The sequence below is a fragment of the Paraburkholderia sp. BR10936 genome (assembly GCF_040965735.1).
GTDB classification, from domain to species: Bacteria; Pseudomonadota; Gammaproteobacteria; order Burkholderiales; family Burkholderiaceae; genus Paraburkholderia; species Paraburkholderia nodosa_A.
This window is the reverse complement of the sequence record NZ_JBFRCM010000025.1, coordinates 33295-49597: the sequence shown is the minus strand read 5'-3', so window position 1 is coordinate 49597 and position 16303 is coordinate 33295. Positions and strand designations below refer to the sequence as shown.

General features: G+C 56.1%; 10 protein-coding genes and 2 pseudogenes. 10 read left to right on the top strand and 2 right to left on the bottom strand.

From position 1 onward, the window contains the following. Positions 1-87: 87 nt before the first annotated feature. The 8 genes from AB4Y36_RS35475 (at position 88) to AB4Y36_RS35440 (ending at position 13804) form a co-directional block, all read left to right on the top strand. Complete coding sequence (locus AB4Y36_RS35475; RefSeq protein WP_368619619.1) at positions 88-1689, top strand: efflux transporter outer membrane subunit; 1602 nt, start codon at positions 88-90, stop codon at positions 1687-1689. Between the two features lie 93 nt (positions 1690-1782). Further along, on the top strand, positions 1783-2934 hold the full coding sequence (locus AB4Y36_RS35470) for an efflux RND transporter periplasmic adaptor subunit (protein WP_368685449.1): 1152 nt from the start codon (positions 1783-1785) through the stop codon (positions 2932-2934). Between the two features lie 11 nt (positions 2935-2945). Next, a complete protein-coding gene (locus AB4Y36_RS35465; protein WP_368619620.1) occupies positions 2946-5990 on the top strand; it encodes an efflux RND transporter permease subunit in 3045 nt (1014 codons plus the stop codon). A gap of 662 nt (positions 5991-6652) precedes the next feature. Continuing rightward, positions 6653-8341, top strand: coding sequence for an NAD(P)/FAD-dependent oxidoreductase (locus tag AB4Y36_RS35460; RefSeq protein ID WP_368619621.1), 1689 nt, complete (start codon positions 6653-6655; stop codon positions 8339-8341). Between the two features lie 35 nt (positions 8342-8376). Beyond that, the gene (locus AB4Y36_RS35455; protein ID WP_368619622.1) at positions 8377-9717 is read left to right on the top strand and encodes an amidase family protein; all 1341 of its coding nucleotides are present in this window, start codon (positions 8377-8379) and stop codon (positions 9715-9717) included. 71 nt (positions 9718-9788) lie between these two features. Next, complete coding sequence (locus tag AB4Y36_RS35450) at positions 9789-11144, top strand: carboxyl transferase domain-containing protein (protein ID WP_368619623.1); 1356 nt, start codon at positions 9789-9791, stop codon at positions 11142-11144. 934 nt (positions 11145-12078) lie between these two features. Continuing rightward, positions 12079-12936 (top strand): sterol desaturase family protein, encoded by an 858-nt coding sequence (locus tag AB4Y36_RS35445; protein ID WP_069268317.1) that lies wholly within the window; start codon positions 12079-12081, stop codon positions 12934-12936. A 91-nt stretch (positions 12937-13027) separates the two neighbouring features. Further along, positions 13028-13804: a glycosyl hydrolase gene (locus AB4Y36_RS35440; RefSeq protein WP_069268316.1), complete on the top strand. Its 777-nt coding sequence runs from the start codon at positions 13028-13030 to the stop codon at positions 13802-13804. Between the two features lie 73 nt (positions 13805-13877). On the opposite strand, the pseudogene AB4Y36_RS35435 reads toward AB4Y36_RS35440, so the two are convergent. Next, a pseudogene (locus AB4Y36_RS35435) lies at positions 13878-14081 on the bottom strand (transposase domain-containing protein); the annotation flags it as partial. A 116-nt stretch (positions 14082-14197) separates the two neighbouring features. Here AB4Y36_RS35435 and AB4Y36_RS35430 point away from each other — a divergent pair. Together AB4Y36_RS35430 and AB4Y36_RS35425 are read left to right on the top strand one after the other, a co-directional pair. Continuing rightward, positions 14198-14431 (top strand): hypothetical protein, encoded by a 234-nt coding sequence (locus AB4Y36_RS35430; RefSeq protein WP_176732985.1) that lies wholly within the window; start codon positions 14198-14200, stop codon positions 14429-14431. A gap of 698 nt (positions 14432-15129) precedes the next feature. After that, a pseudogene (locus tag AB4Y36_RS35425) lies at positions 15130-15225 on the top strand (transposase); the annotation flags it as partial. A 655-nt stretch (positions 15226-15880) separates the two neighbouring features. Here AB4Y36_RS35425 and AB4Y36_RS35420 read toward each other — a convergent pair. Further along, positions 15881-16216 carry an H-NS family nucleoid-associated regulatory protein gene (locus AB4Y36_RS35420; protein ID WP_069268313.1) on the bottom strand — a complete coding sequence of 112 codons (336 nt, stop codon included), beginning with the start codon at positions 16214-16216 and terminating at the stop codon, positions 15881-15883. Between the last annotated feature and the right edge of the window lie 87 nt (positions 16217-16303).

Below are 16303 nucleotides of genomic sequence, written 5' to 3'. Positions count from 1 at the left end.
TACACGCTCGCAGCAACACCGTTGAAACTGGAGGAGTTCTGCATCCAACAATTGAGAACACCCATCGCTCGCAAGCCAGGTAGATAGATGAATGACGAGGTCCAATGCGGCTCCGGTCGTGCACGTTTGCATCCGCAATCCAGCGCGGTAGCTTTTCACTGCACAACAGGCCGGGTTGTCACGCGTGCCGCAGTAATCGCTGTAGTGTTTCCACTCCTCGGCTCGCTGGCCGGCTGCACGGTCGGCCCCGAATACCACACGCCAGCGCCACCCGCGATTCAGCATTACACAGCAACGCCTTTACCTGATCGCACGGCTTCGTCGCAGGGCGAGGCGGGTCTCGAGCAGCGGTTTGCGGCCGGCGGCGACCTGCCCGCTCAATGGTGGACGCTCTATCGCTGCGAGCCGCTCAACACGCTGATAAGCGGAGCACTTAAAAATAGCCCAACGATCGCAGCAGCCAGTGCCGCGCTACGCCAGGCCGCCGAGAATATGAGCGCACAAGCAGGCAGCGCACTCTCCCCGTCTGTCGATATCAAGCTCAACGCGATACGGGAGAAGCTGAACGGCGCGACGTTGGGGCAGCCCAACATCAACAAAATACTGACTCTATACAACACGTCGGTAAGTGTTTCGTATGATCTGGATCTGTTTGGTGCAGTTCGGCGCGAGCTCGAATCGCAGGGCGCGCAGGTCGATTTTGAGCGCTTTCAGCTGCAAGGCGCCTACCTAGCACTGTCGGCAAACATCGTGACGACTGCCGTCAAGGAAGCGTCGCTGCGTGAGCAGATCAGCGCGACCGAGAACATCGTAGCCGACGAGGAGACGCAGCTTGGCGTTTTGCGCAAGCAATTCGAATTCGGCGGTGCGGACCGGATTGCCGTGCTCTCGCAAGAGACGTTAGTCGCGCAAACACGGGCGACGCTACCGCTGCTGCGGCAGTCGCTCGATCGGACTCGACACCAGCTTGCCGTGCTTTCGGGCAGATTACCGAGCGAAGCAGGTGTGTCCGAATTCACGATGTCGATGTTCACACTACCGCAAACCTTGCCGGTCAGTCTGCCTTCCTCGCTGGTCCGGCAGCGGCCGGATATTTTGGCCGCTGATGCCGTGCTGCACCAGGCGAGCGCCGAGGTCGGTGTCGCCACGGCAAACCTCTATCCACAACTCATGCTCTCCGCGAATTACGGCCCACAGTCTTTAACGCCGGCTGGCATGCTGAAGTATGCCGACATGATCTGGAACATCGGCGCGGGACTCACGCAACCAATATTCCATGGTGGGCAATTGACCGCAAAAAAAAGAGCGGCGGAAGCCGCCTTTGACGAGGCCAACGCGCGATATCGGCAAGTCGTGCTGCTCGCATTCGAAGATGTGGCGGACACGTTGCGCGCACTCGATCACGACGCGGCTGCTCTTGCCGCCCAAACCGACGCCTGGCGCGCGGCTAGCAGTTCACTGGATGTGGCGCGCGGACAGTTTCGAGTCGGCGGAGTCAGCTATCTGTCGCTGCTCGACGCACAGCGCCAATATCAGCAGGCCGTCGTGAATCTCGCGCAGGCGCAAGCAGCTCGCTATGCAGATACAGCTGCTTTATTCCAGGCACTGGGTGGCGGTTGGTGGAATGACACGGCGTATGACGAGAAGGGGCATGCTGGGCATGCAAACGCCGGCGCCCGCTCCCAGTGACTGCTCATGACGATTGCTGCCGCCGCATACGTTTCACGGGTAGCGCGCCAAAGACGCTTGTGCCTCGTGAGTTTGCCGTGCAAGGACACTACGATGACGATGAAAAGACTAACAGGAAAACGGATGACCATCATGCTGATCTGCGTGGGCAGTCTACTCGGCACGCTGATCGGCTTCAATCTTTACAAAGCGCATATGATTAAAAAGTTCATGATGCGCGATGGCATGGCCGCCGCCACGGTCACGTCAGCTGTGGTCAGCTATCAGACTTGGCAGCCGCAGCTTTCCGCCACGGGCAGCCTACGCGCGGTGCGCGGCGTCGACGTGACGACAGAAGTCGCAGGCCTCGTGCGCGAGCTCGAATTCAGTTCCGGTGAGGAGGTGAAGGCCGGACAGGTTCTCCTGCGCCTCAACGCCGACTCTGATCGCGCACAGCTCGCATCGCTAAAAGCTGCCGCGGACCTTTCGCAAACGGTTTACACGCGCGACAAGGCACAGTATGACATACAGGCCATTTCAAAAGCCCAGTTGGATGCCGACACAGCCGAACTGAAGAGCAGACGGGCGCAAGTCGAACAGCAAGCTGCCCTCGTCGTCAAGAAAACCATTCGCGCACCTTTCGCAGGACGCGTGGGGATCACCACCGTTAATCCCGGCCAGTACATCAACCCGGGGGACGCAATTGTTACCCTGCAAGTCGTCGATCCCATTTACGTCGACTTTCACCTACCCCAGGAACAACTGGCGCAACTCGAGGCCGGACAGCACGTCTCCGTAAATACAAGCACATTTGCGAGCCTTAGCTTCGGTGGCCAAGTCCGCGCGATAAATCCGCGCGTGGACAGCACAACCCGCAACGTTCAGATCGAAGCGGTCCTGGACAACCACGAGCGCAAGCTGTTGCCCGGCATGTACGCGAACGTGAAGATAGATGTGGGTAGCGAGCAGCGCTATCTGACCTTGCCGCAAACCGCGATCGCGCACAATGCGTACGGTGCAACGGTATTCGTCATTAGACGGCGCGAGCAAAAAAACGCGCACGGTAAAACAATGCCGGTGGCGCAACAGGTATTCGTGACGCCGGGACCCACGCGCGGGGATCAGGTGGCGATCCTGAGGGGTCTCGACGAAGGCGCGCAGGTCGTCACGAGCGGTCAGCTCAAGCTACAGAACGGCACACCGCTCATCATCAATAATCGTGTGCTGCCTGCGGACAGTCCTGCTCCGACGCCTCAGGAGGAGTGAGAGGCCTCCCAATGAAATTCACCGACATTTTTCTCAACCGGCCAGTCCTCGCGTCAGTACTGAGCGTGCTGATCCTCGTACTAGGCTTGCGTTCGCTCTCCACGCTGAAGGTCAGTGAATATCCTCAAACCCAGACGGGCGTAGTCACGCTTACCACTTCCTATTACGGTGCGAGCGCCGACACAATGGCTGGGTTTATCACGCAGCCGCTAGAAGCCGCCATCGCTCAGGTGCAGGGCATTGACTACATGTCGTCGAAAAGCAGCACGGGCGTGTCGACGATCAACGCGACGCTACGCATGAATTATGATCCGAACCGCGCACTCACCGAGATCAATACACAGATAGCGTCTGTGCGTAACCAGTTGCCGCGCGAGGCCCAGCAGCCGGTGCTGACGATGCAGGTGGGCCAGACCACCGACGCGATGTATATGGGCTTCTACAGCGACGTGCTGCCGCCCAACAATGTCACCGACTATCTGCTGCGCGTTGTGAAGCCGAAGCTCGACTCCATTCAGGGCGTGCAGACCGCGGAAGTACTGGGCGGTCGCCAGTTCGCATTGCGCGCATGGCTAGATTCAACCAAGCTCGCAGCGCACAATGTCACTGCTTCTGATGTCTACACAGCACTCAACAACAATAACTACCTCGCGACACTCGGCACAACAAAAGGCCAGATGACCAGCGTCAGTCTAAACGCGCGTACCGACGTCCGTTCGGTGGAGGACTTTCAGAAACTGGCTGTCAAACAAAAGAACGGAGTGATCGTGCGTCTCGAGGACGTTGCCAATGTCGTGCTAGGCGCGGACAATTATGATTCCAGCGTCGCATTTGGCGGCAAGCGTTCTGTATTTATCGGAATTAAGGTAGCGCCTGACGCAAACGTGCTCGATGTGGCCAGACGCGTTAAATCCGTGTTTCCCGATCTGCAGAAGCAGTTCCCGACGGGGATGGCTGGTGATATCGTCTACGACGCGACAGACTTCATCAACAGCGCGATTGATGAAGTAGTGAAGACGCTCGTCGAGACGTTGCTGATTGTCACGGCCGTTATCTTCCTCTTCTTCGGTCGTTTGCGCGCCGTCATCGTACCCGTGGTCGCGATGCCGCTTTCGCTGATTGGCACGTTCTCCATGATGCAGTTGCTCGGTTACTCGATCAATCTGTTGACGTTACTCGCGATGGTGCTCGCGATTGGGCTGGTGGTCGACGATGCGATCATAGTCGTCGAGAACGTCGACCGCCACATGAATGAAGGCAAGTCTCCCATGGAAGCCGCGCTAACTGCCGCGCGCGAGCTTGGCGGCCCGATTCTGGCAATGACCGCCGTGCTGATCGCCGCATATCTGCCTATCGGCTTTCAGAGCGGCCTGACAGGCACCCTTTTCACTGAATTTGCGTTCACCCTTGCGAGCGCCGTCGCGGTGTCAGGCGTGATTGCGCTAACCCTGTCGCCGATGATGTGCTCGCGCATTTTCCAAAATGTGCACGAGTCCGGGCGTTTCGCCGTTTTCGTCAATCGACAGCTGGATCGTGTGCATGCCGGCTATGCGCGGCTCTTGCATGCGGCCCTCGACACATCTTCCGTGTTCGTCGTCATGGGAGTTATGCTGCTTTGCGGAACCGTTTATCTCTTTTCGACTTCGCAGGCAGAGCTTGCGCCGCAGGAGGACCAAGGCATCGTCCTATCGCTGATCCAGGGGCCGCCGAATGCCACAGTCCAGCAAATGCAGACATACGCCGATCAGGTGTTAGAAATGTCGAAGCGCTTGCCCGAATATGCCCAGCTGTTTCAGCTAACTGGCCTGCCAACATTGAATCAGGGCTTCGGTGGCGTTCTCTTCAAGACTTGGGACAAGCGGAAAAGAGGCGCAACCGAACTACAGCAGGAGCTCCAGCAGAGGTGGAATGGCATTGCTGGTGCTCGTGTCGCCGCGTTCCAGTTCCCGCCTTTGCCGGGCGCACAGGGTTTCCCCGTGCAATTCGTGATCAGCACGACAGAGCCCTTCGAGAATCTCGACCAGGTGACGAAAGCCGTACTCCAGAAAGCGCGTGCAAGTGGCATGTTTCTCTTTATTGATAGCGATCTAAGGATCGACAAGCCAGAAACGGTCGTCATAGTTGACCGCGACAAAATCGCGTCACTCGGCCTCACGCAAAGCGATGTAGGACAGGCGCTAGGCGCTGCACTCGGCGGTAACTACGCAAACTATTTCTCGATCGCTGGCCGCTCATACAAGGTGATTCCGCAAGTCCAGCAAATAGATCGACTGAATCCGTCACAGGTACTCGACTATTACTTGCGCACGCCGGACGGCAGCATGATTCCGGCATCGACGGTTGCGCACCTGAAGCAAGCAGTCGTCCCTGAATCGATCAATCGGTTCCAGCAACTCAATGCGGCAACGATCTCCGCTGTGATCTCACCTAGCGTCTCCCAGGGCGAAGTTCTCGACTTCCTTCGTCAGTCCACGAACGAAGCAGCTCCGGCAGGTTACAACACCGACTACGCAGGGCTATCGCGCCAGTTCATGCAAGAGTCCGGTAACTCCTCGGTCACGCTCATGTTCGCGACGATTATCGTGTTTCTTGCGCTTTCAGCGCAATTCGAAAGCTTCCGCGATGCCCTGGTCATTTTGGTGTCCGTCCCGATGGCGCTCTTCGGTGCTCTCGTCTTCATCAATGCCGGCTTTTCGACGCTCAATATCTATACGCAGATTGGACTTGTCACGCTCATGGGACTCGTCAGCAAACATGCGATTCTTGTCGTGCAGTTCGCGAACCAGCTTCAGCGCGTGGGCCGCGGCAAGCGAGAAGCCTTGGAGGAAGCGGCAGGTGCACGCTTGCGCCCGATCCTCATGACGACGGTCGCCATGGTGCTCGGCGTACTGCCCTTAGTCGTCGCCTCGGGCGCGGGCGCAGCAGGCCGCAACGCAATGGGTCTGGTGATCTTCACCGGACTATCGATCGGCACTGCGTTCACACTGTTCGTGGTACCGGCGATGTATATGTTGCTGGGTGCAAATCATCAGGGGACGCCAAAAGACCAGTCATAACCTGGTTGTCCAACTGTGCAGTAGCGATGTCTTCGTCTATTCAAAATACACACTCCCCGGCACCCGTGCGTCAGCATGATTGCCGTGCGAGGACGAGCGATGCGCTGCTTGGCATTGGATTTCGTCGAGCACGCCTAACCCACCCTTTTGCAGTTAGGGAAGCCAACGCTGGAAGGTCCACCGGTCGTGCTCCTCGAGCGCTCTTGAGCTCACAGGCAATGAGATGGACAAGAGGACGACGAAGCGTCAAACGCTTGCAATGGCACCTAGATCAAGGTGCTGGCGCCGTGACCCTCGCAAACGCGCGGGCGCGACGAGGTTTCTGACCCGATGAAAAGACCATCGTTGTCAGCGCCCTTAAGGTTGACCCAGAGCACATTGTCGGACCTCAGGTATAGCATCTCCATTTTCACACTATCGGCACAACTATCCATAGCCCGCTTCCAGATTGCTACAGACATCAATTTTACTTGCTTGATTTCGCTACAGCAGATTGCTATCGTCGATTGCATAGACATTCCGGCGCGGCATTTTCTACTGACGAGCAACACGTTATCGGAAACGAAATATAGGATCTCGCCCCGTTCTATCGAGATTCGTGCGTCACTTCCCGCCATCATCGTCTTTCGCGTCGATGCATTGCCATTACAGGAGAGGAATTCATGAAAAACTGCGTCGCATCTTCAAAAGTACCATCGACGACCGTCGATCTACTGTATGACTATGCTCCGTTTTTGGACCGGGGCGCATCTGTAGGGGCCATCGGAACTCTCTCCTCGAATATCGCAAGTCCACGCGTTGCTATTGTGGGAGCTGGCATCAGCGGCCTTCTGGCCGCGAACGAACTGATGCGAGCAGGTGTATGCGACGTCACTGTGTTTGAAGCTCGCGATCGTATTGGCGGCAGGTTGTGGTCACAGGCGTTTGATTCAGAGCACCCACATCTCATCGCCGAAATGGGCGCAATGCGGTTTCCCCCAAGTTCGACCGGTCTTTTTCATTACCTTGACCGGTATGATATTCCCACCACAGCATCGTTCCCCGATCCTGGAGTCGTTGATACGGAACTGCATTATCGCGGCGTCCGCCATATCTGGCCGGCCGGAAATCCACCGCCGCCTCTATTCAGGCGTGTACACGAAGGGTGGAGAGCTCTTTTGCAGGATGGATGCGTGATCAATGGCACAGCTCTCGTCGCGCCAGCCGAAATTACTGCCATGTTAAAATCGCAGCGCTTGAACGAAGCACGCACCGCGTGGCAAACATGGCTGGATTTATTTCGCGACAGCTCGTTCTATGCCGCCATCGTCACCATTTTCACGGGTCCTTGCCCGCCTGGAGGTACCGCTTGGGAAAGGCCGTACGACTTCGAACTGTTTGGGTCCCTTGGGATTGGCTCAGGTGGTTTTCTCCCTGTCTATCAGGCCGGATTCACTGAAATTTTGCGTCTCGTCATTAACGGTTACATGGACGATCAACGCCTCATCTCGTGCGGAATTTCAACACTGGCTGAACGCATTGCAGGCGAGAATATTTATGGCAACACCGTTTCCGAACGAGTTCGCTTCAGCGGCGTCGGTCGCATCTACAAAGAAGGTTCAGAGATCAAGATCGTGACTGACGATAACGAAATTGCGACCTTTGACCGGGTGATCGTCACCAGCAACAACAGGGCGATGCAGATGGTTCATTGCTTGACAGATGATGAAACGTTTCTCAGCCGCGACGTATCCAGAGCAGTCAGAGAAACTCATCTGACCGGATCGTCAAAACTCTTCATGCTCACCCGAGACAAGTTCTGGATAAACAAGAAACTGCCCATAACCATCCAGTCTGACAGCTTCGCACGAGGCGTATACTGCCTTGACTACGAACCTCACAACCCAGATGGTCGGGGTGTGGTTTTGCTCAGCTACACTTGGGAGGACGACGCTCATAAGTTGCTGAGCGTTTCGGACAAAAAAGAGCGATGCGAGTGCTTCGTCGACGACCTGTCAACCTTCCATCCAGAACTTGCGCGTCACCTCGTCCCTGCAGATAAGGACTATGAACGCTGCGTCCTCCATCATGACTGGCTGACCGACCCGCATTCGTCCGGCGCCTTCAAGCTCAACTACCCCGGCGAGGACGTCTATTCGCAGCGTCTTTTTTTTCAATTTCAGACGGCAAACGATCCAGCAAGCGATACAGGACTCTACTTGGCAGGATGCGGCTGTTCTTTCACCGGTGGGTGGGTTGAGGGAGCCGTGCAGACAGCGATCAACAGCGCATGCGCCGTTATACGTAGCGTCGGGGGTGATCTTTTGCCTGGCAACCCTCTTGACGATATACGCAGTGCCTACAGCTACTAATATCGCACTCCCCGACCTCCCACTTGCAAAATTTCATGCATTTTCACAACACTCTTGAATCACTTCGCGACGTCATAAGGTCTGGAGCAGTTACAGCGGAAGAGATCCGGGATCGCGCGCTGAACGCAGACGCTAACCAGACACATCTAAACTGCTTCATACGTGCTCGCAGTCCGGAGGCTCACTTCGCGAGGGCGAGGGACAATCTGCGAGGCGCGCCACTCTACGGCATTCCTTTTTCTACAAAAGACAATATTTGCGTCAAGGGACTCCCTGTAACCGCCGGGACACCGGGCATGGTAGATTGTATAGCCACACGCGACGCACTTGTGGTCAGAAAGCTCAAATCCCTCGGTGCCGTCGTCGCCGGCAAGAACAACATGCATGAACTGAGCTTTGGAATCACGTCCGTCAATCCCCATTGGGGAACCGTGGGCAATCCGGCGGCTCCGGGCCATTTGGCCGGCGGAAGCAGCGGCGGCTCCGCCGCAGCTGTGGCAGCCGGTATTGTCCCGATGGCGATCGGAACCGACACTGGCGGCTCGGTGAGGATACCCGCAGCCTTTTGCGGCATAGTCGGTTTCAGACCAACAAGTGGCCGGTGGTCTTCATCCGGGATCATTCCGGTTTCACGCACGAAGGATTCACCGGGCCTCCTGACGCGTTCGGCAAAAGACGCATTGTTTCTATACGACTTGCTGAGCTCCGATAGCCAAAGCCCGCCAAAACAAACAAATACTCGCTGTCGAATCGGTCTTCCAAGCTCCATGTGGAACGACTTGGATGATGATGTTCGGAAGCATTCCTGGCAGGCGATCAGGCGTCTCACTCGTGCAGGCTTTCAGTGCGTCGATCTCGATGACGCTGTTGTTTCAGAATTAAATAAGTTCGGCACTTTTACTATTCCAGTTTACGAATTTTTTACGGACTTTCCGCGCGCACTGCTCTCGTTTGGATGGGGAAGCAGGGTTAATGCTGTGTTCGACAACATCCATGACAAGTGCGTGAGGAGCATCATTCATCAACACCTTGACGGAAGTTTGATTTCCGCGAAAGACTATTCCGCCGCAGTGCAGAACATTAACGACTTGCGGCTACAAATGAATGCGCTGCTCAACGCTCGATGGATCGATTTTCTAGCTTATCCCACTGTCCCGCGCAGCACTCCTCACGTTAGCGATGCACAGCGTCCGGGACTGTTCGCAGACGTAATACGCAACACCGACCTCGCAAGCAATGTCGCAATGCCCTCCATTACCTTGCCTGTGGCGCCGAACGATGCATTACCCGTGGGATTGAGCCTTGATGCCGCACGTGGCCAAGACCGCCGGCTCCTTCTGATGGCGGCCGCTGTGGAGGAGATTCTTGCTTCGTAGCGTACGCGACTCTCAATCGCGCTGGCGCTGGACTTCCAAACGCTCACGCACTGCCAGGAGGTAAACAGTTCATGCAGATTTCGTTGCAAAGAGTTGGCATGCTTTTTGATGCGGGTAGCTTTGTCGAACATGATCCAAGAGCGGACGCCCACTTCCTCTGCGGCGAGGGACTAATCAATTCGGTCAAGTCATTTCTGGTCATGAATCGTGGACAAGACTGTATGTTCAATGGAACCGGACAATGGCGTACTGCCGAGCAAATCATAAGCACTGTGAATCAGGCCCGGGACCAGCGGGCTCCGTTGATATACATTCAGGATCATCCGGGAGAGGTGGGCAGTTTCGATACAACGAAAGTAATTTCATCAGATATGTCGAGATTGCTTTTGTCTCCAGCAGGGATGGGCAGGGTCAGCGCGTCGCTCGCAGAGTTAGCAGAAGCCAATCTGCTGATCTCAGCAATACTAGGACCGACGTCAGGCCCGTTGGCTCTTCCGATCATGCTCGCCGATCTGGTTTTGATGACTGAGAAAGGGGCTCTATGTATGGGCCGTCCGGATATGGTGAAGGCGATGCTGGCTGAGCAGTCGGATCTTCATTCGCTTGGCGGAACAGACGTTCACTGCCGGGGCTCGGGGTCAGTTCAGCTCGCGTTCAAAGATGAACGCCATTTGTTTGAATGCGTAAGAGATTTTCTACGCTGCCTCGTCAAAGGCACACCGTCGACCACGCTTGAATATGAGGAACCCGACGCAGTCGATTTTGAAAATTTGATTCCGTCCAATCATCGCACCCCCTATGACATGCATCATTTGCTGCTTTCTTTTGTGGACAAAGGCAGCTTCACTGAAACAAACGCCGAATACGCACGAGAAGCATTGACGGGCTATGCGCGCATTAAGGGACATTTCGCGGCAATCGTGGCAAACAACCCGCGATTCAACAGCGGCGCCATCCACCGGAAATCCGCGGCCAAGATGGCAAAAATGATAAACATAGCTGCAAAGACCAGCATGCCAATCATCTTCCTTGCCGACGTTCCCGGGTTCATGATAGGCAGGGAAGCTGAAAGTAGCGGTATATTTTTGGCAGCAGCGGAGTTGTTCAGAGCACATGTCAGATGCCACGTACCTAAGCTACTCCTTGTCGTCCGAAAAGCCTACACCGGCGGTGTGTATGCGATGAGCGGCCCCGGATTCGATCCAATAGCCGTGCTGGCGTATCCGCACGCACACATCGGCGTTTTTAGCCCGGACACGATGGGCAAACTGATGTCTGGTGCTGAAGGCGCTATTAAAGACACGATGCGGAAGCTATCTGACGAGATCCAGAATCCTAATCTTTTAAAGGCTGATGGACTGATTACTGACGTAATAGGAGTGGAAGAGACTAGACAAGAGGCTGTCAGATATCTGTTTCCGACGTGACACGGTCCGTTCCTCACGGAAGATTTGAGCGGACGGTCGCGCGCAATGGCGCCTCGAAGAGGACCGTTCTGCGCCATCAAAATCCCTCAGAAAGTTTTAGTAAAATCGAGGCATCTGACGATGCGCAATTAGCCAGACCTGATCGCTTACGCGCACATAGAACCAGACTGCACTATCAGCCGCTAATCGTCGGCGTTGTCACGTTGTCAGTCCGGCACCGGGACTTTGGACATTTCCGCCCCGAGGACACCACGTCGCTGGACCATACAGGCCCCTTCACCGAACGGCCGTTGGCTCTTCCGCACTTGCCCATCCGCTCAACTATGATGTAGGGCGATATCGGTGCATCAGGCAGGGAAGTCAAATCGTTGAATGCCAGCTGTGGTTTCTCGCGTCTCCTAGTGCCCAGATGTCCTTGAGAGACCGACTCGCTGCTGTGGGTTTCGTGCCGCGCCAACCCAACTGTGACGGCATAGGAAGGACGGTCGGCCGCGATGAGATTGCCGTCCTATCCGCAGAAGAGCAGGATCGGTGAACAGTGTGGCAATCAACTCCTGCGACAAGTCAGCTGTGGCTGAATGCCGCCAGTACTTACGACGGAAGCGAAAACGGCATTTAGAATACGAATGTTTCCTATCCAAACAATTGATTTTCGCAATGGCGCGAAGCGATGCATACTAAAACTTACCGTGCAGTCGTCACGGTTATAGTTTGATATGGTTTGAAGTACTACGGTACTGATGTTGCTTGATCTGCTAGGTGCAACCCGCGCACTACCACCCTCACATCGAATGGCATGCCGAATCGGTATTTATAGGACGCGCCGGACCAAATAGTTTCGGACCGGTGAAGCGACAGCTGTAAGGCGGCTGCCTGACGATTACCGCTTTAATCTAGGCTCGCGCATAGAGCGCCGATTCGCCGGAGCAAATGAATGCACGTTGTCGATATTGATCAGATGGCCCGGTTCTTCGTGAGCTCATTAGAGCTCGTGATGGTGTTCGCTAACGTCTGCGTCGTACTCGAGCTGATCTATCCGGCCTACCGCTACAGTTTTGCGTCATACATTCGAGGCGTGCGGAACTGGATAATCCGCATTGGTTGTGGTGCATTAATCTGGCACCTTTACGCTATGGGGCTGCAGTGGCTAGGGGTGAAACCACTCCTGACAGTCGATTTTGGGGCGTTGTTCCATTCCGGCAACACGATTGTCGGCGTGTTTATGGCGGTTCTTTCTGGCGTCCTGGTTGCAATTGCCGGCGACTTCTTTTACTACTGGATGCACCGCGCACAGCACGCAATTCCGCTCCTGTGGCGCTTGCATGCCACTCATCACTCGATCCGCGAGCTGACCGCGTGGAACTGTAATCATCACATTTCCGAACCGCTTGTTTACGCGGTGTTTGTAGCACTGCCACTCGCGCTAATCCACTTCAATTCCGGTGTCGTGCCCGCGATTGCCATGACGCTAATTAGTTTTCAGGCACATCTTTCTCACTCTAGCACGCGCGTGAATCTCGGGCCGCTCCGATACATCATCGGCGATAACCAGTTTCACCGCATTCACCACTCAATGGAGTCGCATCACCGGCACCAAAACTATGGGTTCTTCACCACCATCTGGGACACGGTTTTTCGCACGGCATACTGGCCGGATAAAGAGGAATGGCCGGAAGTGGGTCTTCGCAACCAACCGGAACCGCATACGGTTCGCGACTACGTTCTGTTCCCGTTTGACCAACGCCGCTGGTTCCGACCGGCGGTCAAAAGTGGCAACAGGATGAGTGAATGATAGTTCCGCAAAGTTACCGCTCATATCCCCTAAAAGCCAAGAGAGACCAATCTCGACTGACATCATCCACTGTATAGGAGACAGCAACCTTATGCCGCGAACGCCATTCCTCGCCGGCTGTGCCGCCACAGTTTTGATGGTTTGCAGTGCAGAAGCACAGGCCGATGGCTGGTCTGCAACTTCGCCCGAAGCCTCGTCCTGCTATCCGGCCGATCTCCTTTTTGCTTCTAGCTCCTACGGTAGCTATACGTTCAACAATGACGTTTGGGCGCCCTGCCAAGGTGTCGCCGCAGGCAAGCAGACGATCTGGGCCAAGAGCAACGTTGACTGGGGCGTCTCTTCAAAACAACCCGACACCGGCCACATCAAGTCTTATCCGCACATCGGATACGCGGTCAACAAGCCACTCAGTTCGCTTAACTCGCTGACCGCTGTCGTCTCATCGACCACGCCTTACGGCGGCGCTTGGGAATCGACCTTCGATATCTGGGCCGGAAACAATGCGCACGAAATCATGGTCTGGCTCAACTATACCGGATTGCCTGATGGCTGCGGCAACGTCAAACCGATTTCCGCGAACTGGACGTTCTCCGGCTGTGCGATCCCAATTCAGAAAGATGTCCCGCTGTCGGGTGGTACCTGGAATGTCTACGTGGGCAGCAACGGCCGTAACACGGTCTATTCGTTTCTTCGCACAACAAAGACCGACCACACCACGCTCGACGTGCTGGCGTTCATGAATTACCTCAAGTCGCGGAATTATTTCGATGACGTCGTGCTTGGTGAGGTTCAGTACGGCTTCGAGATCACGTCGTCGCCTAGTGGCCTGTCTTTCGCGTCCAAAAACTTCGCCGTCACCACCGAGTGATGTGGCCGCCTCCAGTCCTCGCGTAAGCGTACGGTGCAGGCCGTTCTTGACACCGGTGAGTGCTTGAGGATTCTCAGGCGTGGTCGTTCTTGAGATGATCGGCAATTACCCACGGAAGCAGTTCGCCGACGCGACTGACTGGATGATCGGCGATACATGCAATGACGTAGCGCAGAGCTTCGGGGTCGAGGCCGTTCAGCTTGGCCGTGGCGACCAGCGCGTAGATTGCGGCAACCCTTTCGCCGCCACTGCCCGAGCCGAAGTGCAGGAAGTTCCGTTCCAGCGCTACCGTTTTGCGTCTTTGCCCTCATGCGATTTGCACGTTTTGATCAAACCATGCTAATCGCCCCCTTAGCGGGAGATGCCAGAATCGCTCGTGCGCTGGATCAAGTCATGCAGAAGATCGAGGTTTCTTTCCAGCGAACCCTTGACGGTGTCGAGACAAAAGGCGCGGCCCGCGGCCTCAGTGACCGTCTTGTTATAGCGGTCCGATTACCATTCGACGAAGCGGTTCCACACCGTCGTCGGCAGCGGGCCGTCGCGTTCGATGCCAAGATACAGTCTGCTGGCGTGGGCCTATGTCTGACGGCCACATCCGATGCTGGCCATCAAGCGCTGGCCGCCTGATCATGCCACCGACCCGCATACACCATTCTTGACGATTTCTCGCAGACCCGATCGGAAACACGAGCGCCCCGAACCAGGGGGCCTACATGCCGTCCTGCTGCGCAAGCGGCAGGACGCCGGCCAGCGCAAGCACGGGCCACACTGCATGCGGAACTTGCGGCTACCGACCGAAGGAGAGCGGCCCGAGAAAGCTGATGGCGACTGCAAGACCGAGTGACACGCACGCGCCGGACGGCTTCGAAGTAGCACAGCGTCATGCCCGCCATCGCACTACCGAGGACGATGGCGGCGATCTAGCGCCGCCGGAGAAGGTTGAAGCGGCGGTCGCACCACGATTGACGGTACCACGCCCGCGAAACAAAGGCACACCCAAGTCGTGCTGAACGTACCATATTGTGCCATCACGGGCCGCGGCAACGCGGCACCAAGCTGTACGCTGCACATCGACGCGATGGCCATGATAGGCGCGGGCCCACTTGCACTACGATTTACGCGGACGGAATCCGATTCTTCGCTCATACACGGCTCAGTGACGATGAGGCACAAATCCTAGCAGCACCAATTCGCTTTATATAAATGGTTATTTCTTCTGGATACTTCAATCATATTGATGCCCCTTTTAGTCCATTGTATCGTTGAAAAAGCACCTTATTTGGTATCCAATGGAACACATGGAAAAGATGAACTTGACCACGCTTGGACGGTCGAGCGTCGCGCCAGGGAAGTTGCTGCGAGCCATGCTAGTCTGGATGCTTTACAGCGTTCGCTCGGAGCGCCAACTGATGGAGCAGGTGGCTACATACCGCGGAGAGTAATGCATGTTGCATGAGCACGCTGCGGGTTTTCGTGCCAAACGGCACGAAAACAAGACTTTTCATGTAGTCATGCAGAGCACTTTCCGAAATCTTAGTAGTCTTATGACCTCCGCAACTAAAAATCTGACAGATCCCTTCGGGCGTCGCTTGATTGTCTGCGCCGCCCTGTCGGTTATCCCTCGCCCGGTAGCCGGGGCCATTGAGCGTCTAACACGCTGTTGAAGCGTTTCGTCTTACCATAAATTGGCGTTGCAGATTATCTTGCAAAGGTTCACCCTGCGACTGTCAAAAAATCTCACCGTCGATGGCCGGCTCTGCCTCGAACTAGCAGCTGCTTCATCCGCCACTTACGCTTCAGTCAAAAAGGACGCGATCATCCCTGCTCAGGATATCATCCTACCGCGCTCGGAATTCCGAGCGTCTCGCACAGTCCCTGCTCGACGCGTCGCAGCTCCGCGCGGCCCTTGATGGCCGTAGCGGGTTAGCTATTGTGCGTGACAGGACGGCGAATCAGGGAAACGGCCACAGGCACAAACCGAAACCGAGATGAACTCCGCGCGGCGGGCGCCTACGTGCGGCCGCACCTGGCCAGAGACTCGCAACGAGGCTCGACGTAGCGCAGGCCGAGAGAGAGTTAACCAGCGCGAACGGCCCGCAGCGTGCCGGCTGGTGCATCGTCGCTCTCGATGAGGAACAGACTGCGATCCTTGCCAGCGATCCAGGCCGGTTCACGGCCCCGGCCGCTCCACTCGCGGCCAGTGGCCGGGTCTCGGTACTTCGCGAGAACCGGCTTCATGTGGTACGTGCCACGTCGATATCGCCGGAGCTCGTTCGAAGTAATATCCCACTCGGTCATCTTCTCACGAATCTCCCGCAAAACGTTTTGCCGTTCGTCCTGCCTCGCACTCTCAATGCGCCGGTTCAACTTTTGCAACTCGGCGATGAGGTGCTTGTACGTATCGCCTTTCACCTGATTCTGTCCTCCGTGCTAGTCGATGCGATCAGTTCGAACCGGCCGCCTTCGGTGCGGTCGGCTTCCACGTCTGGAATGCCTTGT